This is a genomic window from Maritalea sp. S77, assembly GCF_049801075.1.
In the GTDB taxonomy this organism is placed as follows: Bacteria; Pseudomonadota; Alphaproteobacteria; order Rhizobiales; family Devosiaceae; genus Maritalea.
The window spans coordinates 81,027-104,713 of record NZ_JBNAGG010000004.1 but is presented as its reverse complement, the minus strand read 5'-3'; the positions used below and the strand labels follow the sequence as shown (position 1 = coordinate 104,713).

The 23,687-nt window shown below is 50.2% G+C and carries 19 protein-coding genes and 1 tRNA gene; 10 read left to right on the top strand and 10 right to left on the bottom strand.

Going from position 1 to position 23,687, the window contains the following annotated elements; genetic code table 11:
- Nucleotide 1 precedes the first annotated feature (1 nt).
- From oppB to ACP15Y_RS13545, 5 genes are all read right to left on the bottom strand, one after another.
- Nucleotides 2-949, bottom strand: a complete 948-nt coding sequence (oppB, locus tag ACP15Y_RS13565; RefSeq protein ID WP_424983641.1) for an oligopeptide ABC transporter permease OppB — start codon at nt 947-949, stop codon at nt 2-4.
- A 185-nt stretch (nt 950-1,134) separates the two neighbouring features.
- Nucleotides 1,135-2,766, bottom strand: coding sequence for a peptide ABC transporter substrate-binding protein (locus ACP15Y_RS13560; protein ID WP_424983640.1), 1,632 nt, complete (start codon nt 2,764-2,766; stop codon nt 1,135-1,137).
- 270 nt (nt 2,767-3,036) lie between these two features.
- Nucleotides 3,037-4,320, bottom strand: coding sequence for an acetyl-CoA C-acetyltransferase (locus ACP15Y_RS13555; RefSeq protein ID WP_424983639.1), 1,284 nt, complete (start codon nt 4,318-4,320; stop codon nt 3,037-3,039).
- A gap of 18 nt (nt 4,321-4,338) precedes the next feature.
- A complete protein-coding gene (locus tag ACP15Y_RS13550; protein WP_424983638.1) occupies nt 4,339-6,306 on the bottom strand; it encodes a 3-hydroxyacyl-CoA dehydrogenase NAD-binding domain-containing protein in 1,968 nt (655 codons plus the stop codon).
- A 19-nt stretch (nt 6,307-6,325) separates the two neighbouring features.
- Nucleotides 6,326-8,788 carry an acyl-CoA dehydrogenase gene (locus tag ACP15Y_RS13545; protein WP_424983637.1) on the bottom strand — a complete coding sequence of 821 codons (2,463 nt, stop codon included), beginning with the start codon at nt 8,786-8,788 and terminating at the stop codon, nt 6,326-6,328.
- A gap of 325 nt (nt 8,789-9,113) precedes the next feature.
- Here ACP15Y_RS13545 and ACP15Y_RS13540 point away from each other — a divergent pair, with 325 nt between their 5' ends.
- Nucleotides 9,114-10,820 carry a long-chain-fatty-acid--CoA ligase gene (locus ACP15Y_RS13540; protein ID WP_424983636.1) on the top strand — a complete coding sequence of 569 codons (1,707 nt, stop codon included), beginning with the start codon at nt 9,114-9,116 and terminating at the stop codon, nt 10,818-10,820.
- A complete protein-coding gene (locus ACP15Y_RS13535; protein WP_424983635.1) occupies nt 10,820-11,218 on the top strand; it encodes a MerR family transcriptional regulator in 399 nt (132 codons plus the stop codon). Before ACP15Y_RS13540 ends, ACP15Y_RS13535 begins: the two co-directional genes overlap by 1 nt.
- Here ACP15Y_RS13535 and ACP15Y_RS13530 read toward each other — a convergent pair.
- Both ACP15Y_RS13530 and ACP15Y_RS13525 read right to left on the bottom strand, forming a co-directional pair.
- A complete protein-coding gene (locus tag ACP15Y_RS13530; RefSeq protein ID WP_424983634.1) occupies nt 11,215-11,805 on the bottom strand; it encodes a hypothetical protein in 591 nt (196 codons plus the stop codon). The two genes, ACP15Y_RS13535 and ACP15Y_RS13530, sit on opposite strands and share 4 nt — an antisense overlap.
- A gap of 154 nt (nt 11,806-11,959) precedes the next feature.
- Nucleotides 11,960-12,364: a hypothetical protein gene (locus tag ACP15Y_RS13525; protein ID WP_424983633.1), complete on the bottom strand. Its 405-nt coding sequence runs from the start codon at nt 12,362-12,364 to the stop codon at nt 11,960-11,962.
- A 365-nt stretch (nt 12,365-12,729) separates the two neighbouring features.
- Between ACP15Y_RS13525 and ACP15Y_RS13520 the strand changes: the two genes are divergently transcribed.
- From ACP15Y_RS13520 to ACP15Y_RS13500, 5 genes are all read left to right on the top strand, one after another.
- Nucleotides 12,730-13,452 (top strand): TetR/AcrR family transcriptional regulator, encoded by a 723-nt coding sequence (locus ACP15Y_RS13520; protein WP_424983632.1) that lies wholly within the window; start codon nt 12,730-12,732, stop codon nt 13,450-13,452.
- Nucleotides 13,453-14,313 (top strand): ATP-binding cassette domain-containing protein, encoded by an 861-nt coding sequence (locus ACP15Y_RS13515; RefSeq protein WP_424983631.1) that lies wholly within the window; start codon nt 13,453-13,455, stop codon nt 14,311-14,313.
- A complete protein-coding gene (locus ACP15Y_RS13510) occupies nt 14,310-15,035 on the top strand; it encodes a hypothetical protein (RefSeq protein WP_424983630.1) in 726 nt (241 codons plus the stop codon). The genes ACP15Y_RS13515 and ACP15Y_RS13510 overlap by 4 nt, the downstream gene beginning before the upstream one ends.
- Before the next feature lie 4 nt (nt 15,036-15,039).
- Nucleotides 15,040-15,807 carry a hypothetical protein gene (locus ACP15Y_RS13505; protein ID WP_424983629.1) on the top strand — a complete coding sequence of 256 codons (768 nt, stop codon included), beginning with the start codon at nt 15,040-15,042 and terminating at the stop codon, nt 15,805-15,807.
- 302 nt (nt 15,808-16,109) lie between these two features.
- The gene (locus ACP15Y_RS13500; RefSeq protein ID WP_424983628.1) at nt 16,110-17,411 is read left to right on the top strand and encodes an MFS transporter; all 1,302 of its coding nucleotides are present in this window, start codon (nt 16,110-16,112) and stop codon (nt 17,409-17,411) included.
- A 27-nt stretch (nt 17,412-17,438) separates the two neighbouring features.
- Here the strand turns inward: ACP15Y_RS13500 and ACP15Y_RS13495 are convergent, their stop codons facing one another.
- Nucleotides 17,439-19,787 carry a methyl-accepting chemotaxis protein gene (locus tag ACP15Y_RS13495; protein ID WP_424983627.1) on the bottom strand — a complete coding sequence of 783 codons (2,349 nt, stop codon included), beginning with the start codon at nt 19,785-19,787 and terminating at the stop codon, nt 17,439-17,441.
- A 275-nt stretch (nt 19,788-20,062) separates the two neighbouring features.
- Nucleotides 20,063-20,137, bottom strand: a tRNA-Val gene (locus tag ACP15Y_RS13490).
- 164 nt (nt 20,138-20,301) lie between these two features.
- On the opposite strand from ACP15Y_RS13490, the gene ACP15Y_RS13485 reads away from it, so the two are divergent.
- Together ACP15Y_RS13485 and ACP15Y_RS13480 are read left to right on the top strand one after the other, a co-directional pair.
- Nucleotides 20,302-21,165, top strand: a complete 864-nt coding sequence (locus ACP15Y_RS13485) for a fatty acid desaturase family protein (protein ID WP_424983626.1) — start codon at nt 20,302-20,304, stop codon at nt 21,163-21,165.
- Nucleotides 21,162-22,121, top strand: a complete 960-nt coding sequence (locus ACP15Y_RS13480; protein WP_424983625.1) for an alpha/beta fold hydrolase — start codon at nt 21,162-21,164, stop codon at nt 22,119-22,121. The genes ACP15Y_RS13485 and ACP15Y_RS13480 overlap by 4 nt, the downstream gene beginning before the upstream one ends.
- A 12-nt stretch (nt 22,122-22,133) precedes the next feature.
- Here ACP15Y_RS13480 and cpdR read toward each other — a convergent pair whose 3' ends face one another.
- Nucleotides 22,134-22,493, bottom strand: coding sequence for a cell cycle two-component system response regulator CpdR (gene cpdR / locus ACP15Y_RS13475; protein WP_027835038.1), 360 nt, complete (start codon nt 22,491-22,493; stop codon nt 22,134-22,136).
- Between the two features lie 211 nt (nt 22,494-22,704).
- Between cpdR and ACP15Y_RS13470 the strand changes: the two genes are divergently transcribed.
- Nucleotides 22,705-23,586 carry an N-formylglutamate amidohydrolase gene (locus ACP15Y_RS13470; protein ID WP_424983624.1) on the top strand — a complete coding sequence of 294 codons (882 nt, stop codon included), beginning with the start codon at nt 22,705-22,707 and terminating at the stop codon, nt 23,584-23,586.
- The last annotated feature ends 101 nt before the right edge of the window (nt 23,587-23,687 follow it).

Genomic DNA, 23,687 nt, shown 5'->3' with positions numbered 1-23,687 from the left:
CCTATGACAACCGAATGCGTGGATCGATCCAAGCATAGATAATGTCGACTAGCGCGTTGAAGGTGATCGTTAGAACACCGATCAAGATGGTGATCCCCATCATCACAGAATAGTCGCGGTTAAAGGCCGAGTTCACGAAATACTGGCCCATACCACCGGTGCTGAAATACATATCAATCACCACAGAACCAGTTGCCATACCCACAAATGCAGGCCCCAAATAGGAGATCACAGGCATCAATGCCGGCTTAAGCGCATGCTTAAAGATCACCTTGCGCTCTGAGAGCCCCTTGGCTTTGGCTGTACGGATAAAGTTGGAGTTCAACACTTCGAGCATGGATGATCGTGCCAAGCGCGCAATGTTCGCCATATAGCTGGTCGAGAGCGCGATCACAGGCATAATCACATATTCGATTTGACCGCCGTTCCAGCCGCCGCCGGGCAAATAATATTGACCATCAGTGAGCCTGAAAAGCCCCAACGTAAAGATCAACACCAAGATGGGGGCCATCACAAAGTTAGGCAGCACTTGTGCGCTGATTGAAATCCCAACCGCTGTATAGTCAACAGCTGTGTTGTGACGAATGGCAGCAACAATGCCCAAAAACAGGCCAACAACAATCGCAAACACAAACGACCAAATGCCGTAGGTCAACGTCACAGGAAAGCCCTGCGAGATGATGTCATTCACTGACCTGTCGCGATATTTAAATGATGGGCCAAAATCAAAATTGGTCACCACATTCCAAATGTAGTTCCAAATTTGAACGGGCAATGGATCATTCAAGCCATAGCGTGCTTCAATATTTTTCAGCACTTCTGGTGGCAGCGCACGTTCGGTGGTGAAAGGACCACCCGGTGCCGCATACATCAGCAAGAATGAAGCGATAATCAAAATCAACAGTGTGGGAACTGCGTACGCCACACGTCGAACAATAAAACTGAACATTTTTGTAAAACCCTGCTTCCCTAAATGCGGGCTCTTTTGAGGCGGTTTGCATCAAGAACTACAAACGGCGCGAGCCTTCACATCACATTCCCTGGCTTTTTGTATGTCCCATAACCCCCGATATGCAACAAAAGCCAAAGAGACACCGCGCGGAACCTGATGGCTCCGCGCGGCGCTTAAATTGGTTATTCAGCTACCTTATAAAGGTCGCGGCTGTACCAGTTTTGCTCAACGTTCTCAACAGGCCAACCTTTGAGGTTTTCCTTGAGCATCAAGTTACCAGTGTAGTGGTAAATTGGGATGATTGGCATTTCTTCAGCGATGATTTCTTCAACGCGTGTGTAGTTCGCACTTGCGTCGCTTGAAGTCTTCGCATCAACCATCAACTCGTCAACTTCAGCATTTGAGTACTTGCCATCATTGTAGCCAGAAGGTGTGGTTACAAGATCCAAGAATGTTGAAGCTTCGTTGTAGTCGCCGCACCATGCGCCACGTGCCAATTCAAAGTCTTGGTTACCACGTGTTTCAAGGAATGTTTTCCACTCCATGTTCGCAAGTGTAGCTTCAACGCCCAACTTCTGCTTCCACATTTGAGACATCGCAACAGCGATTTTCTTGTGTGCTTCAGAAGTGTTGTAAAGCATATCGAACTTCAATGGGTTGTCTGCGCCGTAACCAGCTTCAGCCAACAGTTCTTTCGCTTTTTCGTCACGCTCTGCTTGGGTCATTTGACCGAAGGCAACATCAGGAACTTCGAAGCCAGCAGTTGCACCTGGTGTAAAGGTGTAAGCTTGGTACTGACCAGCCTGCAAGATGTTGTCTGTGATCACTTTACGATCCACAGCATATGACAATGCTTGGCGTACACGCTGATCTTTAAATGCTTCTGGGCCTTTATCAGACATGTTGAACGTATAGTAGTAAGAGCATAGACGTGGGAACACAGTTGCTTCATTTGGCAACTCTTTGCTCAAGGCAGGATATTGACCAGCAGGAATTTCTGTACGGTCAAGTTCGCCAGCACGGTAACGAGTCAAAGCAACGTTTTCGTCATTGATCACCAATGTCACAACCTTATCCAAGATTGTTTTGTCATTGTTCCAATACATTTCGTTGCGTTCACGTGTTGTCCGCTCGTTCAACACCCACTCAGTCAACTTGTATGCGCCGTTAGAAACCATGTTCTCAGGGCGTGTCCACTCATCACCATGCTCATCGATGGTTGCTTTGTGAACTGGGAAAGTTGTTGCGTGTGTTGTCATCGCTGCGAAATATGGCAACGCAGATGTCAAAGTCACTTTGAATGTTTGATCATCAACAGCTTCAACACCCAACTCAGATGGGTCTTTGTCGCCCGCAATGATTTCTGAAGCATTCTCGATAGACATCAACTCAACGAACCATGAATATGGTGACGCAGTTGCTGGGTCTGCCGCGCGCTGCCAAGCGTATACGAAATCACCAGCTGTTACTGGATCGCCGTTCGACCATTTTGCATCATCGCGCAACTTAAATGTGTAAACTGTGTTGTCATCGTTGGCTTCCCAGCTTTCAGCAACACCTGGGATCAGGTTGCCTTTAGCGTCTTGGTTCAACAAGCCCTCAAACAAATCGCGAAGAATATCTGAACCAGATACGTCTTCGTTCAATTGTGGGTCAAGTGTTGGGATACCATCGAGCAAACGATAGGTGAAGGTTTGATCTTCAGCCAGCTTTTCGCCGGTCATCGGATGCATATTGTCCGCATAGGCGCCAGATGTCATTGCAGCAACGATTGCTGTGGCAGACGCCATTTTGAACATTGTGGTAAACTTCATAAAACTACTCTCCCTAGTAGACGTTTCCCTGTCGGTCTTGCCGTATATAGCTGCCGACTTAAATAAGACAGTTACAAAATGCAACTGTCAGACAATCACCGTAACGCTCTCTTAAACCTTTTGGCAAGCGTAGAATCTAAGCCATTTTGAAAAAATTGAGGGAAAAACCCCAATTTTTTGGCTCCCATTCGACTCCCATACCAATCGGCCATATAGCAATGCGATACGGCGAATTGAGATTTCACCTCATCTTGAGATAAAAATAAACCCCTAATTTCGCTCAATAATTGCCGCGACCCCTTGGCCGCCAGCTGTACAAACAGAAATGAGCGCGCGCTCTTTCTTTTCGCGTTCCAGCAGATTCACTGTGGCCCCAAGGATTCGCGCGCCTGTTGCAGCAAATGGGTGACCATACGCCACACTTGAGCCCGTCAAATTAACCTTTTTCAGATCAATTTTCCCCAACGGCTTATCGCGCCCCAAAACCTGCTTATTGTACGTCTTGTCAGCAAAGGCTTTAACTGTGCACAACAAAACAGCGGCAAAAGCTTCGTGAATTTCAAACAGGTCAATGTCAGCAAAGCTCAGCTCTTCGCGCGCCAACATGTTTGAGACAGCAATGGTTGGCGCCATAAGTAAGCCATCCCCATGCGCAAAATCATTGGCACTCACTGCCCCTGTGCGCAAATAGCCCAGGATTGGCAGACCGCGCTCTTTTGCCCATTCTTCGCTGGCCAGCAGCACGGATGCGGCGCCATCTGTAAGCGGCGTTGAATTGGCGGCTGTTAATGTGCCGTGGCCGGATTTGCGATCAAAACTTGGCTTCAAGCTTGCAAGCTTTTCTAAAGAGCTGTCGGCACGCACATTATTGTCGCGCACAATGCCCGCATGGGGCACGATCAGGTCATCATGAAAGCCCTCTTCATAGGCTTTGGCTGCTTTTTGGTGCGAGCCAAGCGCCCACTCATCTTGCTCTTCTCTTGTCAGGCCCCATTCGCGCGCCATCAACTCACAATGCTGGCCCATTGATAAGCCAGTGCGCGGCTCTGCTGTCGAAGGTGCGTTTGGCACAACCTCGCCAAAATTGAAACCTTTAAACACACCGAGCTTCTGGCCCAATGTTTTGGCACGGCTCAATTTGATCATGCGTTTGGAAAATTTCGGGCCAAACACAATCGGGCTATCGCTTACGCTGTCAGCGCCGCAAGTGATGCCGCTTTCAATCTCGCCAGTCGCAATTTTCGCGCCAACCAGAAGCGCCGCCTGCAAAGACGTGCCGCAAGCTATCTGCACTGTGGTGCCAGGTGTGGATGGTGCCAAACCAGCATTCAATGCGGCTTCGCGCGCTATGTTGAAGTCACGGCTGTGGTTAAGCACCACACCGCCCATCACTTCATCGATATGCGTATCTTTCAATTTATATTTGTCGACCAGCCCCTTGAGAGCGCCCGTCATCATGGAAAGGTTGGTTTCGTCTACATATCCCGTATGAGCCCGGCAAAAAGGAATGCGGGCACTGCCAACAATTGCGACACGCTTTTGTGTTTTTGTCATAATCCCTATTCCTTATTCTTACGCTTTGCCATCGCGACGGGCTTTAAGCGGACCGCCAAGGAACGGTGCAAAACCCGTGCCGAAGATCACGCCAATGTCGGCCATATCCGCATTAACGACCACACCTTCTTCCACGCACACTTCGCACTCATCCACCAAGGGTTGCACCAAATCGCGGCCAAGCCCTTCAAGATTGGCATGTGGCGCGGCGTCACCCTTTTGGGCCTTGCCATCTTCCCATTTGTAAAACCCTTGGCCCGTCTTTCGGCCCAAATAGCCCTGTGCAACAAGCGACGCAAATTTGCCGCCCTCTTCCACATGTTGACCCAATTCTTCGGCCACGGCTTTGCCCACATCAAGGCCAACCACGTCCATCAATTCAATCGGCCCCATGGGCATTCCAAATGCAACGGCGGCTTTGTCGATCTGTTCAGCATTTTCGCCATTTTCAACGCGCATCACCGCTTGCAACATGTAAGGCATCAATACGCGGTTGACCAAAAAGCCCGGCGCGCTTTTCACAACTACGGGGCTCTTGCCAATAGCTGTGCAAAAACTTGCACCCATGCGCACTTGCGCATCGGTATTTTTCGCTTGCTTGATCACTTCAACCAATGGCAACTGCGCCACCGGGTTAAAGAAATGCAGGCCAATAAGACGCTTAGGCTGTTTCAACGCCGAAGCGATATCTTCCAACGGGATGGAAGACGTATTGGTCGCCATAATCGCGTTCTTTTTCATCTTTGGTTCAAGCGAGGTGAAAAGTTTTTGCTTGATTTCAAGATTTTCAACGATCGCCTCGATCACAACATCAGCGCGCGAAACACCCTTACCTTCCGGGTCGGCCACCAAGCGCGACACAGCAGCCTCAACAGCTTGCGGTTTTTTCAAGCGCTTCTTGAACAGCTTTTTCGCTCGCTTCAACGCTGGCGTAATCCGCTCCATATCCAAATCTTGCAAAGTCACTTCCATGCCGCGCATGGCGCACCAAGCTGCAATATCGCCGCCCATCACGCCTGCACCCACCACATGAACACGACGGAAAACTGGCTTCTCGCCTTTCACGCCCTGCGCCTTCAGACCCTCAGAAAGGAAAAAGACACGACGCAGATTTTCAGCCGTATCGCTGGCCATCAGTTCGGGGAAATACTCAATCTCAGCCTTCATAAAGGCTTTCGGATCATCACCATATTTCTCATAAAGATCGATGAGCTTATGTGGAGCAGGGTAATGTTTAGGATTGGCTTTTTTCTGGGTCTGCTCACGCATTTTGTTGGCAGTGTAGCCTCGCAAGGGCCCCATTGCCATCACACGCTTGGTGAGCGAAGCAGGTTTAGATTTCTGCCGTTGCATCACGGCTTTTCGGCCTGCCCAGCGCAATTGATCGCGATGGGTCACCAATCGATCAACTAACCCCATGCCCTTAGCTTGGCCTGCACGATAATTCTTGCCTGTGAGCATGGCGGTCATCGCCGCGATTGGGCCTGCTTGGCGAATGGAACGCCCTGTGCCGCCAAATCCGGGGAAAATGCCCAACTTAACTTCAGGAAAGCCAAGCTTAGTCGTGTCATCATTCACCGCAATCCGATAATGACACGCCAGCGCCAACTCCAAACCACCACCAAGGCAGAAACCATGAATGCCTGCAACAATGGGTATGGAGAGATTTTCGATCTTGTTAAATAGAGCGTGGGTGCGTTCCAGCGCTGCGGGCAAAATGGAAGGATCGCTCATTTCATCAAATTCGCGCACATCTGCTCCGGCCACAAAGCCATTGTCCTTAGCAGACAACAGTACCACACCAGCCAACTCGCCTGATGCGGCCAAATCTTCAAACCGCAATACCAGCTTTTCGAGCTCTTCGATACATTCACGGCTTAGCACATTCACTGGCGATCTTGGCGTGTCGATGGTTAGCCAGCCAATTTGCTCTACATCGATTTCAAAGTGCCAATATTTCAGCGTTGGCATTTTAGGTTGTGCCACAGTGTTCGCTCCCATTTATTTATTGTGCCGCAACATTGCTTTGATTGTCGCCATGCGCGCCCAGCTCCTTAGACGCGAAATCATCCACTTGAATCACCTTATCTGTTGCTTCATCAGCCGCGCGCAAAATGCCCGCTTCATTGTCATTCAGAATACCTTTATCGACAGCATCATCAATGGCATCTCGGTCAAGGCGTCGCGCAATCTCGCCTTTCTTCAAGGCACGGATAAAGCGCTTCTCAATTTCTGCAGCCTCTTCAACCTTTTGCAATGTATCTTCCAAAATGCCTGTCCGATCACTTGGATCGAAGCTAACAAAGATATCGCGCGTCAAGCGGTCGCGCTGCTCTGAATGGCGCAACATTGCTTTCGCCAAGCGATAATTTTCACGATCTGATGAGCCCTTCGCGCGGCGCCCCAATGGGAACACCAAAAAGCGCATCAAAGTCCGCAAAACCGGGTTAGGGAAATTGTTGAAAACCTGATCAAAACTATGCTCGATTGCAGCGAACCGATCTTCAGCAATGGCTTGCACAATCGGCAAATCATCCGCAATCGCGCCATCATCTTCCCAACGCTTCAACGTGGTCGACATCAAATAAAGGTCAGACAAGATATCTGCCATCCGGCCAGAAATACGCTGCTTGCGCTTCAGATCACCACCGAGGAACGCCACAACCCAGTCGCCCACAAGCGCAAAGTTCTGCGCGTAGCGGTGCAAACGTTGATAGTAAATCTTGGTTGGGCCGTTGCGTGGTGAGGACGCAAAGCGGCCAAAGGTCAGGCTGTGAAGGAAGCTGGCCAAGATATTGCGCAGCATAAAGCCGGTATGGCCCGCAAATGCCTTATCGAACGCCTTTTGCCCCTCGGCTACATTTTCATTCTGCGCGGCAGAAATCTCTTTATAAAGGAACGGGTGCGCCCGCAACGCGCCTTGCGCAAAGGTGATCAATGTGCGGGTCAAGATGTTCGCGCCTTCCACGGTGATCGCCACAGGCACCGCCTGATAACCCGCGAACAAATAGTTGGACGGACCGTCACACACCGCACGACCGCCATGCACATCCATGGCATCATTAATGCGTTCACGCATCGCGTCTGTGGTGCGATATTTCAGCAACGCCGAAATCACGGAAGGCTTTTGACCTTCATCGACCATCGCGGCAGTGGTCGCCCGCGCACCTTCATACATATATGAATCTTTGACCAGACGAGCGACGGGCTCTGCCACACCTTCCATCATGCCAATCGAAATCCCGAATTGGCGACGGATGCGTGCATAAGCAGATGTCACCCGCAGCGCTTGTTTGATTGAAACTGTTCCAATAGCAGGCAGTGAAATCGCCCGACCTGTAGACAGGCATTCCATCAACATGCGCCACCCTTGGCCACAATATTCAGTGCCACCGATAATCCAATCGAGCGGGATAAACACATCTTTGCCTGAGTTCGGGCCATTCATAAAGGCAGAGCGCGCAGGATAGTGCCGGCGGCCAATATTCACGCCTTCATGGTCCGTGGGGATCAATGCTAAAGTAATGCCCACATTGGTGCCCTTACCCAGACGATTTTCAGGATCATAAAGATTGAACGCCAAACCGAGCAACGTCGCCACTGGGCCGAGCGTAATGTAACGCTTTTCCCAATTGAGCTTCACGCCCAATACTTTCTTGCCCTCATGCATACCTTCGCACACCACGCCAACATCGCGCATGCCTGCAGCGTCAGAACCAGCGTGCGGCGCAGTCAAGGCAAAGCAAGGCACTTCCTTGCCCTTCGCCAATCGCTCAAGATATTTATCTTGCTGTTCTTTGGTGCCGTATTTTTCCAGCAATTCACCCGGCCCCAATGAGTTGGGCACCATCACGGTGATGCCTGCGGCGATGGAACGGCCCGCAATCTTCGAAACGATCATCGATTGCGCCTGCGCTGTGAAACCTAGCCCGCCATGCTCTTTGGAAATTAACATGCCCAAGAACCCATTGTCCTTGAGATATTGCCAAACTTCCTCCGGCATGTCCGCGCGATTGTGACGTGTGTCCCAATCGTCGATCATTTTGCAGGCCTCTTCGGTCGGCCCATCCAAAAAGGCTTGCTCTTCTTCGGTCAAATGCGGCTTTTCAATATCCAGCAATTTTCCCCATTGTGGACGGCCTGAAAACAATTCAGCATCCCAACCAACGGTGCCCGCATCCAACGCTTCTTGCTCAGTGCGCGACACACGCGGCAAAATAGATTTAACGGCTTTATAAATATGGTTGGTCAACACCAGACGCCGGATCATTGGCACACTTAGCAGAATGAAGACAATACCGGGGATGAAGGCCAACACCGCCACTGCATTCAACGACAGCGCGCCGCCAAGCGCCAAAGCGAGCGCGGCATAGGCCAGCGCCGCCAAACCCCAAATGATGAGTTTGGCCTCCGTGATCGCCAAAGCAACAAACCCAACGATAAAAATTAGCGTCATCAATAGTGTCATTTTACCCTCCCAAACGGGCCTTTCGACAAGGCTTACGGCCGCAACTTAGCCAGACCACAAGTTTTTGCCTTTTTTGCGACATGCGCAACCATATAAAGTGCCTTTCGGCAATATCGGCGCAAGTCTGGCACATATTCACGTTAACGTCAATCAGATGACTTTATCGGCAACAGATTGAAAAACACCGCAAAAACACAAGTATAATGCATCAGATCCCAATTTGTTCATTTTTCAACCAAAATTGCGTCGCTTAATTGACGTTAACGTCAATATCTGAATATAATTTGTAACTGTGCTTGAGGGGGCACGCAGTAGGGAGCTGAAAATGACCAAACAAACCGAGCATACGCCATACCAGCCATGGATCGACCATTATCCAGATGGTATCGACTATTTTGCAGAGATTGACACTACCCCCGTGCCCACCCGCATTGATCGCGCGGTGAAAGAACATGCAAGCCTTGTCGCGTTGGATTTTCTCGGCGCAGAAACAACCTATGCTGAAATGGGCGACCAGATCGAACGCATGGCGGGCGCCTTGCAAAAAGAGCTTGGCCTTAAAAAGGGCAGCCGCGTTGCGCTTTTATTGCCCAACACCCCTTTCTTTCCGGTCATTTATTACGCAGCGCTTAAAATTGGCGCCACGATTGTGAACTGCAATCCGCTTTATACCCACTCTGAGCTGACCCACATTCTCAAAAATTCTGATGCCGATATTTTGGTCACGACAGATTTGAAGCTTACGCTGGAAAAGGCCGAAAAGCTGATGCAGGAAGGCATGGCCAACAAGCTTGTGGTTTCACACTTTCCAACCGCGCTCCCTACACTGAAGAAGTTTTTGTTCAAGATTTTTAAGGGCAAAGACCTCGCCACGCTCAGTGACCAAAATGTCAAAAGCAAATATGTAAGCTGGCATGAACTGCTGGACAAAAACCTCAAGGCTGACCCGGTTGAAATCAACGAAGATGATATGGCCGTTCTCCAATTCACCGGCGGCACCACAGGTGCGCCGAAGGCCGCAGTTTTAACCCACGGCAATATCGCCGCCAATTTAAGCCAGATCGATCTATGGGGCGTAGACTTGTTCCGCCCCGACGCCACTTTGGCAGCGGTGATTCCCTTCTTCCACATTTTTGCGATGACAGTGTGCATGAACACCCCGCTGACCAGCGGGGTGAAAGTCGCGATGTTGCCGCGATATGAACGCAAATCACTTTTGGAGATGATCCATCGCACCAGAGCAAGCATTTTGCCAGCGGTACCTACACTTTCACATGCCTTGGCAACAGCGCCTGAGCGGGAGAAATACGATCTCTCTAGCCTAAAGATTGGCATCTCCGGCGGCGCAGCACTCCCCCGCGAAACCCAGCTGGCTTTCGCAAAAGCAACCGGGGGGCGCATCGCCGAGGGCTATGGACTCACCGAAACGTCCCCAGTGCTATGTTGCTCGCCGCTCTACGCACCAAATAAAGAAAACTCAATTGGCATGCCCCTTCCAGGCACCGACGTTCAATTTGTCGATGTAGAGGATCCGGCCAAATTTGTGGCCCCTGGGGAACGTGGGGAATTGGTGGCCAAAGGGCCTCAAGTTATGCCCGGCTATTTGGACAATGACGAAGCCAACGCAAATGCATTTGTGAACGGATATTTCCGCACCGGCGACGTTGGTTATGCTGATGAAGAAGGCCACCTCTTCATTGTCGATCGCATCAAAGACATTATCATCTGCTCAGGCTTTAACGTCTATCCGCGCGCCATTGAAGATGCACTTTATCATCACGACGAGGTGGATGAATGCAATGTTATCGGCGTAGAAGATGACTATCGTGGGGAGGCCCCGATTGCCTTCGTCAAACGCGTTGAAGGATCCAACCTCAGCGAAAAGGAACTGGCTGAGTTCATCAGACAATATTTGTCAAAAATCGAAATGCCACGCGAAATCATTTTCAAAAGCGAGCTGCCCAAAACATTGGTGGGCAAGCTTTCGAAGAATGAGCTACGCGACGAATATGCAAAATTGAAGAAGAGCTAATGGCTGAACAACGTGATCAAAACGAGCTTTACGCCATCACGGAGTTGGCCAAAGAGTTCGACATCTCAACACGCACGATCCGGTTTTACGAATCCAAAGGATTGCTCAAGCCGGATCGGGTGGGCACCACCCGCGTTTTCCGGCGGCGTGACCGCACCCGCTTACTTTTGATTCTGCGCGGCAAGCGCCTTGGATTTTCGCTAAAAGAAATCTCCGAATATTTGGAGCTCTATGACGCTGATCGAACCAAAACCGCACAAACTCAGCATTTGCTTAATCGCGTAAATTCTCGACTTAAGCAGCTCAATGAACAGCGAAAAGACCTTGATAACGCAATCGGCGAACTTGAGGGTATGCGCGAATATGCATTGGATCAGTTGAACCAAAAAAGCGCCTAGCCAGCTTGCTCCCGCTGCACATTTTGTGCATCCGCTTGGTGGTCATAAATATCTAGAATCTCGACCCCTTTAAACGGATCGCGTCGGATAAGGTGGCGGCGAAAGTCAGATCGCCCCACCCGCCGGTCGCCCACATCCGCCGCATCATCATGATGCCGCCGACGATCCGGCCCAAAATAATCTTCGGTTTCGTAATATTTAAGCTGTCTGTTTAATTGCCGCCCCAAGCGACTACTCATAAATTTAAGCGAACAGGGAAACTGCAAAATATCGTCTAAGCCCGCTGCGATATAATCGTAAATCGCAGGCCGCGACAGCTCGCGCGCCAGCATAATCATCGGGGAAAATCGGTGCCGCTCGTGCTTGTGCCCACGCACAATCTTGGTGGCCAACCTTATTTCTTCAGATGTACTCGCCTGAGTTAAGAAGCAAAATTGAAGCGGTCGTGAAAAGGGCACCGCACTGAGCTGCTTGGTTTTGCTGATGTGTTCAATATGGCCAAACCCAATCTCTGCCAACACAGTGTGAAAGCTCTTGGCCCAAGTGCCATCTGCGCAAATGATAAACGCACTACTTCTATTGAACATGCCAAATTCTTAATCTCATAAAGTATGAATTCAGAATACAGCCCAATTCATTACTGAATTACAAATAGTTACACACAATTGCATCATGAAATGCGGTAAACGGACCCTTAGAGGACTTTACCTAAGGCCGAATAGCTATTGCCAGGTCCAAGCACTAAATCTCGATATGGTCTGACCCATCTTGTTTAGCCTCATCCGGCTCATATTTATGAATGTCCATAATCGCTACCCCATGGTCCGGGTTGCGCATAAAAGTGCGCCGCTCAAAGGCACGTGTGCCAAACCGTGGCTTTTGTCCAGCTTCACCTTCAAAAAAGGCACGACGATCGGGCCCAAAATAATTCTCAGTAATAAAGTAAGAAACGGGGCTCATCAGTTGCTTATGCATGCGATGCCGCAACATCCCTTTTGTGCAAGGGAATTGGATAACATCGTCGAACCCCAACTCCACCATTTGCCGCAATTGCGTTTCCACCAATTCACGAGCCATGAGGATCGCTGGAGAGTATTTCACATCACCACGTGGGAACATGCGCAAGATGCGCAAAGTCTTCACCATGAATTGAAGACCGACCGCCTGTTGAAAAAAGACAAAGTTAATCTTGTCGGGGTCAAGCGCCCCTTCAAAATGATCAACATTTGCAACAACCTCAACATGTCCGACGCCAAGACTACTTAAATTGTCCCTAAAGGCATTAGGCCATGCGCCCGATTCTGCGCAAACAATAGCTACTGTTCTTTCCAGCATTTAACAGCCCGGCAAAATTACAAGCTTAATATCTAGTAATATTTGAATACAATACAACTTAAAATGCCAAAACTGTTGCTTTTTCCTCAAAAATCTTACACCCAAAAACCATTTGACCAATTTTGCATTTTTGGTCATATTGTTAAAAATTCATACTTGAGGAGATAGCGTGCTCTATGGCCAACAATAATCTTTTGATCGATGTTAATGTTTCCGAACGCGAGAAAGACATCTTTGACGCGACGGAGCGACTGTTGGTCAAATTTGGCTATGACAAAACCACCGTCGCTGACATCGCAAAAGAAGCGGGCATTTCTAAAGGCGCGGTCTATCTCCATTTCAGTTCAAAAGATGATTTGATTGAAAAAATGCTGGTGCGGGCGATGCTAGGTTTCTCCGCAAACTGGTTCACCGCCATTGAGGAAGACCCCGAAGGCGGCCTGATTGGCAATCTATATCTCAACATGCTCAAGGTGATCGACCGGACGCCCCTCATGGCAGTGATCATGCGGCAAGACGGCGCGATATTGGGCAACTATCTCAAGAAAAAAGACAATTTCTTTGTCAAAAACCAGCGGCAGGGCATGCGCCATGAATTTGTGGCACTGATGCAGCAGGCTGGCGCCATTCGCAAAGAGCTGGATCCAAAAGTTGTCGCCCACATCATGGATATGATCAGCTTTGGCATGGTCACCATCGCCGAATTTGTCCCCACGGAACATATTCCGCCAACTGATGATGTGGTGAAGGGCATTGCTGATTTTATGCACCGCGCCCTCACCCCTGAAGAAGGCGCGGATAGCGAAACGGGCAAACGTATTTTGCGCCAAATTTATGCAGAAGCACAAAAAGATTTTCTCGCTGCACAACAAGAAGCAGCGGACTTAAAGGAGAAATAGATGATCCGCGTTGAGAATTTGCAATTCGCCTATCCGGGCGCGTCGAAAGACACGATCCAAGGCCTGAATTTTGAGATCACAAAAGGCGAAATCTTTGGCTTTCTGGGCCCTTCTGGCTCAGGCAAGTCCACCACGCAAAAGATCCTTATTGGGCTCTTGAAAAATTATCGCGGCGCCATTCAAGTCATGGATAAAGAAGTGCGCGAATGGGACAATTCACTTTATGAACATATTGGTGTGTCGTTCGAACTGCCGAACCATTATCTCAAGCTCACCGCGCGCGAGAATCTGGAGCATTTCGCTGGCTTCTATAAACATATCGAGTTCGATCCAGATACCGTTTTAAAGTGGGTCGATTTGTACGACGACGCAGATAAGCTCACGTCAGACTTTTCCAAAGGCATGAAAATTCGGCTTAATGTTGCCCGTGCCCTGATGCACAATCCAAAAATTCTATTCTTGGATGAACCAACCTCCGGCCTCGATCCGGTGAACGGCAAACGGATTAAAGATCTTGTTCTCAGTCTGCGTGCAAAAGGCACAACAATTTTTGTCACCACCCACAATATGACCTTGGCCGATGAGCTGTGCGATCGCGTTGCCTTCATCACTAACGGCAAAATCTCCACCATCGATGCGCCAGAGAAGCTAAAAGCCAAATATGGCAAGCGCAGCGTACGCGTCGACTATGTGGACAATGATAATTTGATCAATAAAGAGTTTGAATTGGACGGCTTGGGGCAAAACCAAGATTTTCTGTCCCTCATCCAATCAGATCAACGCATTGAGCGCATCCACACCCAGGAGACCACACTCGACAACATCTTCATCGAAGTGACGGGCAAGGAATTGGCACAATGACCCGGCTTTGGAACGAGTTTAAAACCGATGTAAGAGTGCAGTTTCGCAATAAGCTCTACCATATTGGTATCGTGATTTCGCTGCTGATCGCCATTGCCTTGTCGCAACTGGTGAATATGGAGCAACTGGGCAACGCCTTCCCCGCAATTGTTGTGTTGATCATTGGTGGCACCACAATGCTTTATGTGGCTGGCATGCTGATTTTCGAAAAAGACGAAGGCACCATCTCCGCCACCATTGTCACGCCCATGCGCGACACGGAATATCTGATATCTAAAGTGGGCTCGCTCGTCATGCTCGCAACATTCGAAACATTTTTGTCATTGTTCGGTGCCATGGCCATTTTGGCCTTCAACGAACCGCCAATTTGGCCCGATCCAGTTTGGCTGCTATTGGGCATATTTTCGGTCGGCGTGGTCTACACTTTGGTCGGCCTTGCCATGGTCGTGCGTTATCGCTCGATCACCGAGTTCATGATTCCGATGGCGATTGTCGCCGTGATCTTGCAGCTGCCCTTCCTCTATTTTTTCGGCTTGGTGGAACATTGGAGCATCTTATTGATCCCAACCAGCGCGCCCACCATGGTCATCATGGGTGCCTATCGCGACCTAGCCCCTTGGGAACAAATTTATGCACTGGGTTACACGCTGCTTCTGCTGATTGCGCTTAGCGTTTGGGCCAAGGCAGCCTTTGACAAACACATTATTGAGAAGATGGGATAAAGCCATGCTGTCAATCGCCCATATGAAACAACTTGTGCAAACTGACATCAAACTGATCGCACGGGACAATTTCCTATTGCTAATGTTCAGCTTTCTCATTGTGATCGCATTGGTGTTGCGTTTTGCGCTGCCCGCGCTTGACGCTCATTTCCAAAATATCGGTTTGATGCCCGGTCCCAATTTTGCGGAACCTTTGTCTACCTATTTCCCGCTTTTGATCGGCTACCTCATCGTATTTCAGGGGATGCTGCTTGCGGGTGCCATTTATGGCTTCTTGTTCTTAGATGAAAAAGAAGACAAAACACTTGTCGCCATGCAGGTGGTACCCATCAAAATCAGCCACTTTATTGGCTTCCGGTTGGCGGTGCCCGCCTTGCTGAGCTTTGTCGCATTTTTCGGCATGATGTTTGTGGTTGGCATGCACCTGCCCCCTTGGCCACAAGCCATCGCTATAGCACTCACAGCCATGCTCACCGCCCCTATCACCGCTTTGTTTTACGCCATATTTGCGCAAAACAAGCTGCAAGGGTTCGGCATGGCAAAGTTCACCGCCGTTGCAGGTTGGATCATCTTGGCAGGCTGGTTTATACCCCAACCCTATGACTGGCTGGCAGGCATATTCCCCCCTTTCTTCGCCACAAAAGCCTATTGGATGGTACTCGACGGGAATCCCAATTGGTGGATTTCCATCGCGCTGGGCCTGATCTCCCAAGTATTGATGATCATGGCCATGCTGGGCATGTTACGAAAGACGCTCAGCAAACTGGCGTAAAGTACCGAACGTCCTTAGCTATCCCAACAGCCCACCTAAACCCGACCTATTCCTCTCCTGAATATGGCCGGGTTTTCCTTTTTCCGACACACCACCTTGGCTCGCGACAAATAGCAAACCCGCAGCCGCAATTTCTTTGCTGAACGAGGGGAACTGTTTTCCTTCTAGCGTATTCTTCTTGGGCACCTCTATAGTTTCACCAACATCAAATCGACGTCGCATCCATGCTTAAATGCATCACTGCTGATCGGATGAGGCGGACGTCACGTACGCTATAAAAGAATACAAAGGATCAAATATCTATGGGCCAATCACCCAGCAAAATTGCCTATGACTTATTGACCGCTGAAGATGATGGCCGGGTGTGCAAAGACATTCCCGAAAAAGCCTGCAATGCAAAAGAGGACAATTTCGCGATCCATGTTGCCTCCCTTAGCATGAGCAAAATGGCGGATGGGCTGGTTGATCCCAAATTGATTTTGAGCTGGCTGCTGACCAGCGCTGGTGCCCCCAATGCCATTATCGGCATGTTGGTGCCTGTGCGAGAAGCGGGGGCATTGCTGCCACAGCTCTTCACCGCGGGGTATATTCGCAGCTTGCCGCAACGTAAATTTGCGTGGGCATTTGGCGCTTTTTTGCAAGGTGCCGCTGCAGCGGGCATGGCCTTGGCTGCATTTACACTGCAGGGGTGGGCATTGGGCATTGTCATCCTCACTCTCTTGGCCGTTCTCGCTCTCGCGCGCTCAATCTGCTCTGTCGCTTACAAAGACGTGCTGGGCAAAACCGTCGATAAGTCCGTGCGCGGCACAGCCACCGGAACAGCCGCCAGCATTGGCGCTGGCTTTGTCATTGCCTTTGCCTTGCTGCTTACCATCGCAGGCGACAACAAAATGTTCGTGGTGCAACTCGGTTTGGCGATTGCAGCAGCCCTTTGGATATTAGGCAGCCTAAGTTTTTTGCGCCTCGCCGAGGAAAAAGGCGCCACTGAAGGCGGTGGCAATCCGTTCACTTTGGCCCTGCAAAACGCACCCGCTTTGGCAAAAGACAAACAATTGTTCTGGTTCATCCTCACCCGCGCTCTGCTCACCGCCACCGCCCTCGCGCCCCCATTTCTGGTGGCACTGGGTGGCGCTGATGCAGGCACTGAAGCGTTCCAAGGCCTAGGTCTATTGCTGTTGGCGTCCGCAGGTGCCGGTCTGATCTCTAGCTATATTTGGGGCCGTCTGGCAGATCGGTCGAGCCGCAAAACCCTCGCCTTTTCAGGGCTAATGGGCGGCATCGCCCTAAGCCTGAGTGCCATGGCCAGCCTATTTGGCTGGGCGGAAAGCTGGTTCATCCTACCTTTGTTGCTATTTGGCTTGATGATCGCCTATCAGGGCGTCCGTTTGGGCCGTTCAACCCATTTGGTTGATATGGCTTCAAAGGATGATCGCGCGATTTATACAGCGCTCAGCAACACAATCATCGGTGTGGTGTTGCTGGCCGGGTCCATCTTTGGCGTCATTGGCGAACTCTTCGGCACACAATTGGTGATCGGCTTGTTTGCGATCATGTGCTTTGTCTCCGCCCTGTGCGCGCTGAAATTGAATGAAGAACAGAGATAGGGCAGGCTGCAACTGCCGCCGCTTTCTTTAAGCGCTTAGCCTATGATTCTGCTCTTCAAGATGGAACAACTCAACTATATCATCCAACCGATTTGACTGGTGAGCTGTGTGTTCGATGTTTTCATTGTTGCGCAAAACCAGTGCCGAGCTTTCGCTAATCATGTCGCCTAAGCTGGAGATATCCTCGCTCAAATGGGTGATGGTTTGCGCCTGCATATTTGTCTCCGTCGCCAACTGCACCAACGCTTGGTTATTGTCGCGCACCCCATCCAACATATGATTGAGCATCTTGGTGGATTGGGACACCAATTTCGAGCCTTGCGAAACTTCATTGGAGCTTTGCTCAATCAACGCTTTGACTTCATTAGAGGCTTCAGCGGCGGATTGCGCTAAGCGGCGCACTTCAACGGCCACAACTGCGAAGCCTTTACCAGCTTCCCCTGCTCTTGCCGCTTCAACAGATGCATTCAGCGCCAGCAAATTTGTTTGGAAGGCAATGTCGTCAATCATACCGATAATGGCCGAAATCTTGTTGGCGCTTTGGGTAATCCGCTCCATAGCTTCATTGGCCCGCTGCATCACTTCCGCATTTTTAACGGCAGTGTCACCCACGTCTTTTGAGCGATGCGCCACCTCATTTGTGCTTGAGGCCGCCGCATTGATCAATTGCGCCACCTCATGCATGCTCGCCCTTGTGTCCTGCACCAATTGCGATTGCTGCCCGCTGCGATCTGTCAAATCCTGGGCATTTAGATTCATGCCATGGCTCGCGGTTTTGATCGACACGGACGCGCGCTTCAACTTCGCAACAATGTCACTCAATGCCTGTGCAACCTCATTCGTATCGTCGCGGAGGCGAGAAAATGCACCGCGATAATCCCCTTCCATCCGCTGGGTCAAATCAGCCTGCGCCAATGCCGATAAAACACGTGCGGTTTCTGACACGCCGCGCTCCACATTTTGCACAAGCTTGTTCACGGCCTTAGCCAAAGTAGACAATTGCGAGTCCATTTGGTTCTCAGGCAAGCGCTGCGAAAAATCACCATTGGCGGCTGCTTCCACCACTTCCGACATGGTCGCCTGAAACGAGTCCATTTGCACCGATCTTTTTTCGCGCTCCGCCATGCGCTGTTCATTGTCCGCAGAAAGCTGCGCCACTCGCTCGGCATTGGATCGGAAAACATCTACCGTCGCTCGCATATCGCCAATTTCATCGCGACGTGTCATTGCAGGCAAAGTAATGGCATATGTCCCTTTTGCCAATTGGCGCATGCAATCGGTGAGCTGCGTGATCGGTTTGGCAATGGAACGGGCATAAAGCAGCGCCAAACTGGTCGACAATAGGATGATGATCATGCCAACGGCCAACATCAACCAGCCCAACGTCTTACTGGGCTGCATCAATTCCGCCTGCGTTTGCGACACACCCACTGACCAAGCAGCTTTATCAAAATCGACAATGTCAGACACAAATGTGCGCAAGTCCCCCTTGGCGTCATTCGCATTGACCACAAAACGGCTTTGCCATTTGTCCGCGTTATCGTCTCTCAATCCAGTAAGCGCATAATCCATAGTGCGATCCGCATGTGAACTGGCGATCAAACGCCCATCAACACCCATCAATTGCGAATGCCCGGTCATCCCCAATCCCTCGGCCAACCTAAGGATTGAACTGAGCGTGGCGATCTTCACCTGAATGGCCATAACCCCAATGGTTTTGCCCTCTTCATCGGCCACGGGGGTCGCAAAAAATGCTGCTTGCTGCCCTGTGCCCGACGGATAAGGCGCAAAGTCTGCAAAGCTGGTTTCGCCAACTTCTGATTCCAGCGCTGTGCGATAGGCCTTCCCCAACCCAGTGGCAAAATAGGGGGAAGATTCATCCGCAAAATTGTTGGCAAAATCGCGATGTTTAAACACCGAATAGATCAAATTGCCTTTTTTATCGAAAAGGTAGACGTCGCCATAGTCGCTGGCCAAGGCCATATCGACCAGCCCACCATGTCGCCCCGCATGATAGCGATCATAGGCATCACCCAACGAGGACCGCTCCATCAAGTAACGTTCCGTTTCGCTATTAGGGTTGTCATCGATATAAGCAGATTGCAGCAGCCCGGTCACATCGCCCATAAAAGCAAGCCCACCAAAGGCGCTTGCCAACAACGCCACACCATCAGTGATGTTTCGTTTATTGGCATTGAGCAGCAATTCATTCTCGATCGAAGCCAATTGATCGGCAATCAACCGAGATTTGAGTGAAGCAATCGAGCCAAGCCGTGTTTCTGCTTCATATTGCAAGGAGCGCACAGAGAAAAAATAGCTAAGCGTGGAGGTGCAAAGTACAGTTACCAACACCAACCCAGCCAGAAGAGCCGACATTTTGGTGGACAATTTCAATTCATTTAAACATCGGGAGAAGGTCATATTGGGCGCAACCTGATATTTCATCATTAAAGAATATACGCGCGATATTGATCCTCAATTGTCGCCAATTTCCTAACGCAATATGAAACTTATGTGACAATAAATTGCTTATATAACAACCACTTAAATCATACGCGCAAAATGCACCATAACGCCACTTAGGGTTGTGAATTGCGCGCAAAATCCATGGGCAGCAAGCCCCAAAACATCAAAAATATCTGAAGAAAAGATGGTGGGCGTGACTGGGATTGAACCAGTGACCCCTACGATGTCAACGTAGTGCTCTCCCGCTGAGCTACACGCCCATCTTTTTGCGAAACTGACGGTAAAATCAGTGCGACGCTGATAGACCATAAAACTGATAGTTAGGTCAATAGGCCAAATCATAAATAAGGCCGAATATCCAGAACTAGACAGATCAATTATTGACTTGCATACTAATCACCAGACCGAAGGTTTTGGGTGTTCAATGTCTACCGACCACAAACAAATGGCGCGAGAAATTCTAAAAGCGCACCACGGAAAAATTGCTTGGCCAACTTTGGTGGTCTCGATCTTTGTGGTGTCTGTATTTTTGATCAATCTTGCGGCAACCTTGTTTGGCACCTGCCCCCTATGGGCCGCCGCAATTGTCAGCTTTTTATGCATCCATGTCAGCTTTGCCTTGGCCCACGAGGCCTCGCACAAAACCATTTCTGGCAGCGGGAAACATCAATGGCTGGATCAGGTTGTGGGCAGCATCCATTCTTTAATGCTGCTCTATGATTTCCCCACCTTTAAGTTTTTGCATTTGCGTCACCATTCCAACACCAATGATCCTGCGCTTGATCCAGACTATTGGATGCAAAAACATTCGATTTTGGTGGGCTTTATTCTCGCGCTTTTTGTGCCCCTGCACTATTTGCGGCTCTTCATCATTGCCGCGCGCAACAAAGAGCTGTCCCCCCGATTTATCGTTGGTGCATATATACGCATTGCGGTGCAAATCATCGTTTTGCTAACACTTTTAATCATCGCACCTATAGAAACATTCTTCTTGTGGCTTGGCCCTGCATCACTCGCCTCTGCCATCATCTCTACCTCACATCGGCTGCTGCACGATGCGGAACAAACGCCAGACCGCCGCCGCACAACCCGCATCATCCATGGGGAACGGATTTGGGAATGGGTAATTTGCCCGTTCTTTTGGCTGAACAATCACCATTTTCTACATCACGAATATCCGCGCCTACCTTCATTCACACACGAAGACCTATTCAATCGCACACGCGATAGCCTTGAAAAAGATGGCGTCAAAATCACCATCATTGACCCGTTGGGTGATCGAACATGAACCATCTGCCCACAGATCAGGCGCTCTTGCGGCTCGCAGATCCGGCCAAGCCTTTGCCGCGCAACTCTGTCTATCGCTCGCACGCGGGGCGCGCGCGCCTATGGTCCCTTTATCAAAAATCGATAGATGAATTGCCATTCCCGCTGCGGCACAAAATGGTGCCCACATCTTATGGCCAAACCTTCTTGTCGATTGCCGGCGACCCAGCCGCGCCTCCACTTTTCATCCTGCCCGGCATGTCAATTGCTGGCCCAATGATGCTGGACTTTTTCGCCGAACTGCAAAAGTCACATTTATTGATCGCACCGGACTTGATCGGCCAACCCGGCCACTCTGAAGACCGGCCTTTTCCCAACAAAAAGGGCGCTTACGGCAAATGGGCATTTGAGGTTTTGGATCAACTCAACCTGCACAAGGTTGGCATAGCGTCCGCCAGCTTTGGCGGCTCGATTGCTTTGGAAATGACGGCGATGGCACCGGAGCGTGTGGGCAAACAAGCACTGATTGTACCTGCGGGCCTAACCCCCAACCTGCCTTATCTAAAATTATATCTAGGGCTCGCTGTGAATTGGCTCACCTATCGCTGGTGGCCGTTTCATGATCCGGACACGATCAGCCACGATTGGCTCAAGCGCATTGCCCGGCCACTGTCACGCAGCCTGACGCCGGAAAATCTAGACTATTTTGATGGCGTGATCCGATATACAGAGTTTTGGCGACACCGCCCCGCGGGGCCCTTCAAAAGCGGCGATTTTGAAGATCGCGTAACGCCAACCTTTGCGATCTTCGCGCAAAAAGACTTTGTGTTCCCGCACGCCCCAACCTTGGCCAACGCCAAGCAAAGCCTGCCCATGGCGCACATGGAAATTCTTGAACACAGCGCGCATATGCCCTCAGATGCCGACATGGCGCCCATGCATCAACGCATCAGTTCATATTTCAACGGTGAAATTTAGCGGCAGACCAGACTAGGCAGCCAGCAAGCGCTCTACCTCATCCACCAAATCTTTCAAATGGAAAGGCTTCGACAAAACAGAAGCATCTTTCGGCGCTTCGCTGTCAGGGTTAAGCGCAACGGCAGCAAACCCGGTGATGAACATAACTTTCAAGTCAGGGTCCAACTCAGTGGCCCGACGCGCCAGCTCAATGCCATCCATTTCCGGCATCACAATATCAGACAAAAGCAATGTGAATGGCTCTTCGCGCAATTTCTCATAAGCGGAGCGTCCATTATCAAACGCAACAACATCATAGCCTGCACTGGAAAGCGCACGCGTCAAAAATTTACGCATGTCGTTATCGTCTTCTGCAAGCAAAATGCGACGCATTGCTGATGTCCCCTGACCCGATTGCACTGATTCGCGATTTTGCCCCGATTTCCGGCCCCTATCAAGGGATTATTTGTTTTAAGGCGGAATAATCCTGCCGCTCATTATTGTTTCGCGAAACAATAAGTTGCTCTAGATTTTTCATCCCGTTTTGGGCAAACTGTAATTATGCCACAATGCGCAAACAAATTGTCGCCGAAGGGAGAATGGTTTGAACTCAGATTTTGCCGATCGGCCCGCATTTGAAACCATCCGACCGCGCTTGCAACGCATGCCGTTCGTGTTCAACTCCGCCCATTCCGGGCGCGACTATCCAAACCGTTTTCTCGAAATGACCCGGCTCGATAATCTTTCTATTCGGCAATCTGAAGATGCCTATGTGGATGAGCTATTTGAGCGCGCGCCCCACATGGGCGCGATGATGCTGCGCGCCCATTTCCCACGCGCTTATCTGGACGTGAACCGCGAGCCCTATGAGCTCGATCCGAAAATGTTTCACGAGCCACTCAAACCAAATTACAATACGGGGTCACCCCGCGTTGCAGCTGGCTTGGGCACCATCGCAAAGATCGTCGCCGAACGTAAACCGATCTATCGCGAAAAACTAAGCCATGACGATGCGCTGATGCGGATTGAAGGCATTTACAAGCCCTACCACAACACGCTGCAAACCTTGCTCACCCAAACCTTGAACAGGTTTGGTATTGCAGTGTTGATTGATTGTCATTCCATGCCCAATCTCGACAAATCTGGCAATTCCAATGCGCCCGACATTGTTTTGGGCGACCGACATGGTAGCGCTTGTCACCCCATTTTGGTGGAATTGACTGATACGCTGTTCACCACAGCGGGGCTGAAAGTGGCCCGCAATCGCCCCTATGCCGGCGGCTTTATCACTAAGGCTTATGGCCAACCCCATAACAATGTGCATGCGCTTCAAATTGAAATTGGACGCCATCTTTATATGAATGAAGCGAGCCTAGAGAAAACGCAAAATTTTGCGTCGATCCAAGCCATTTTGCAAAAACTGATCGCACTCTATACGCGGCTTGATCTAAACGAATTGCTTGATCAGCAGCTCGCAGCCGAATAAACCCCAACATAACTGGACTGATCTCGAAAAAGGGGGCCGCCCAAAGCGGCCCAAAGTCAAGGGAGGAAACGTCAGCAGCTCGACGCTGTCAGATCAGTGAG

Bases quoted from the DNA above. Each gene is read 5' to 3' on its own strand.
- oppB (WP_424983641.1), bottom strand. From the start codon at position 949: ATGTTCAGTTTTATTGTTCGACGTGTGGCGTACGCAGTTCCCACACTG.
- ACP15Y_RS13560 (WP_424983640.1), bottom strand. From the start codon at position 2,766: ATGAAGTTTACCACAATGTTCAAAATGGCGTCTGCCACAGCAATCGTT.
- ACP15Y_RS13555 (WP_424983639.1), bottom strand. From the start codon at position 4,320: ATGACAAAAACACAAAAGCGTGTCGCAATTGTTGGCAGTGCCCGCATT.
- ACP15Y_RS13545 (WP_424983637.1), bottom strand. From the start codon at position 8,788: ATGACACTATTGATGACGCTAATTTTTATCGTTGGGTTTGTTGCTTTG.
- ACP15Y_RS13540 (WP_424983636.1), top strand. From the start codon at position 9,114: ATGACCAAACAAACCGAGCATACGCCATACCAGCCATGGATCGACCAT.
- ACP15Y_RS13535 (WP_424983635.1), top strand. From the start codon at position 10,820: ATGGCTGAACAACGTGATCAAAACGAGCTTTACGCCATCACGGAGTTG.
- ACP15Y_RS13530 (WP_424983634.1), bottom strand. From the start codon at position 11,805: ATGTTCAATAGAAGTAGTGCGTTTATCATTTGCGCAGATGGCACTTGG.
- ACP15Y_RS13525 (WP_424983633.1), bottom strand. From the start codon at position 12,364: ATGGTGAAGACTTTGCGCATCTTGCGCATGTTCCCACGTGGTGATGTG.
- ACP15Y_RS13520 (WP_424983632.1), top strand. From the start codon at position 12,730: ATGGCCAACAATAATCTTTTGATCGATGTTAATGTTTCCGAACGCGAG.
- ACP15Y_RS13515 (WP_424983631.1), top strand. From the start codon at position 13,453: ATGATCCGCGTTGAGAATTTGCAATTCGCCTATCCGGGCGCGTCGAAA.
- ACP15Y_RS13510 (WP_424983630.1), top strand. From the start codon at position 14,310: ATGACCCGGCTTTGGAACGAGTTTAAAACCGATGTAAGAGTGCAGTTT.
- ACP15Y_RS13505 (WP_424983629.1), top strand. From the start codon at position 15,040: ATGCTGTCAATCGCCCATATGAAACAACTTGTGCAAACTGACATCAAA.
- ACP15Y_RS13500 (WP_424983628.1), top strand. From the start codon at position 16,110: ATGGGCCAATCACCCAGCAAAATTGCCTATGACTTATTGACCGCTGAA.
- ACP15Y_RS13495 (WP_424983627.1), bottom strand. From the start codon at position 19,787: ATGTCGGCTCTTCTGGCTGGGTTGGTGTTGGTAACTGTACTTTGCACC.
- ACP15Y_RS13485 (WP_424983626.1), top strand. From the start codon at position 20,302: ATGTCTACCGACCACAAACAAATGGCGCGAGAAATTCTAAAAGCGCAC.
- ACP15Y_RS13480 (WP_424983625.1), top strand. From the start codon at position 21,162: ATGAACCATCTGCCCACAGATCAGGCGCTCTTGCGGCTCGCAGATCCG.
- cpdR (WP_027835038.1), bottom strand. From the start codon at position 22,493: ATGCGTCGCATTTTGCTTGCAGAAGACGATAACGACATGCGTAAATTT.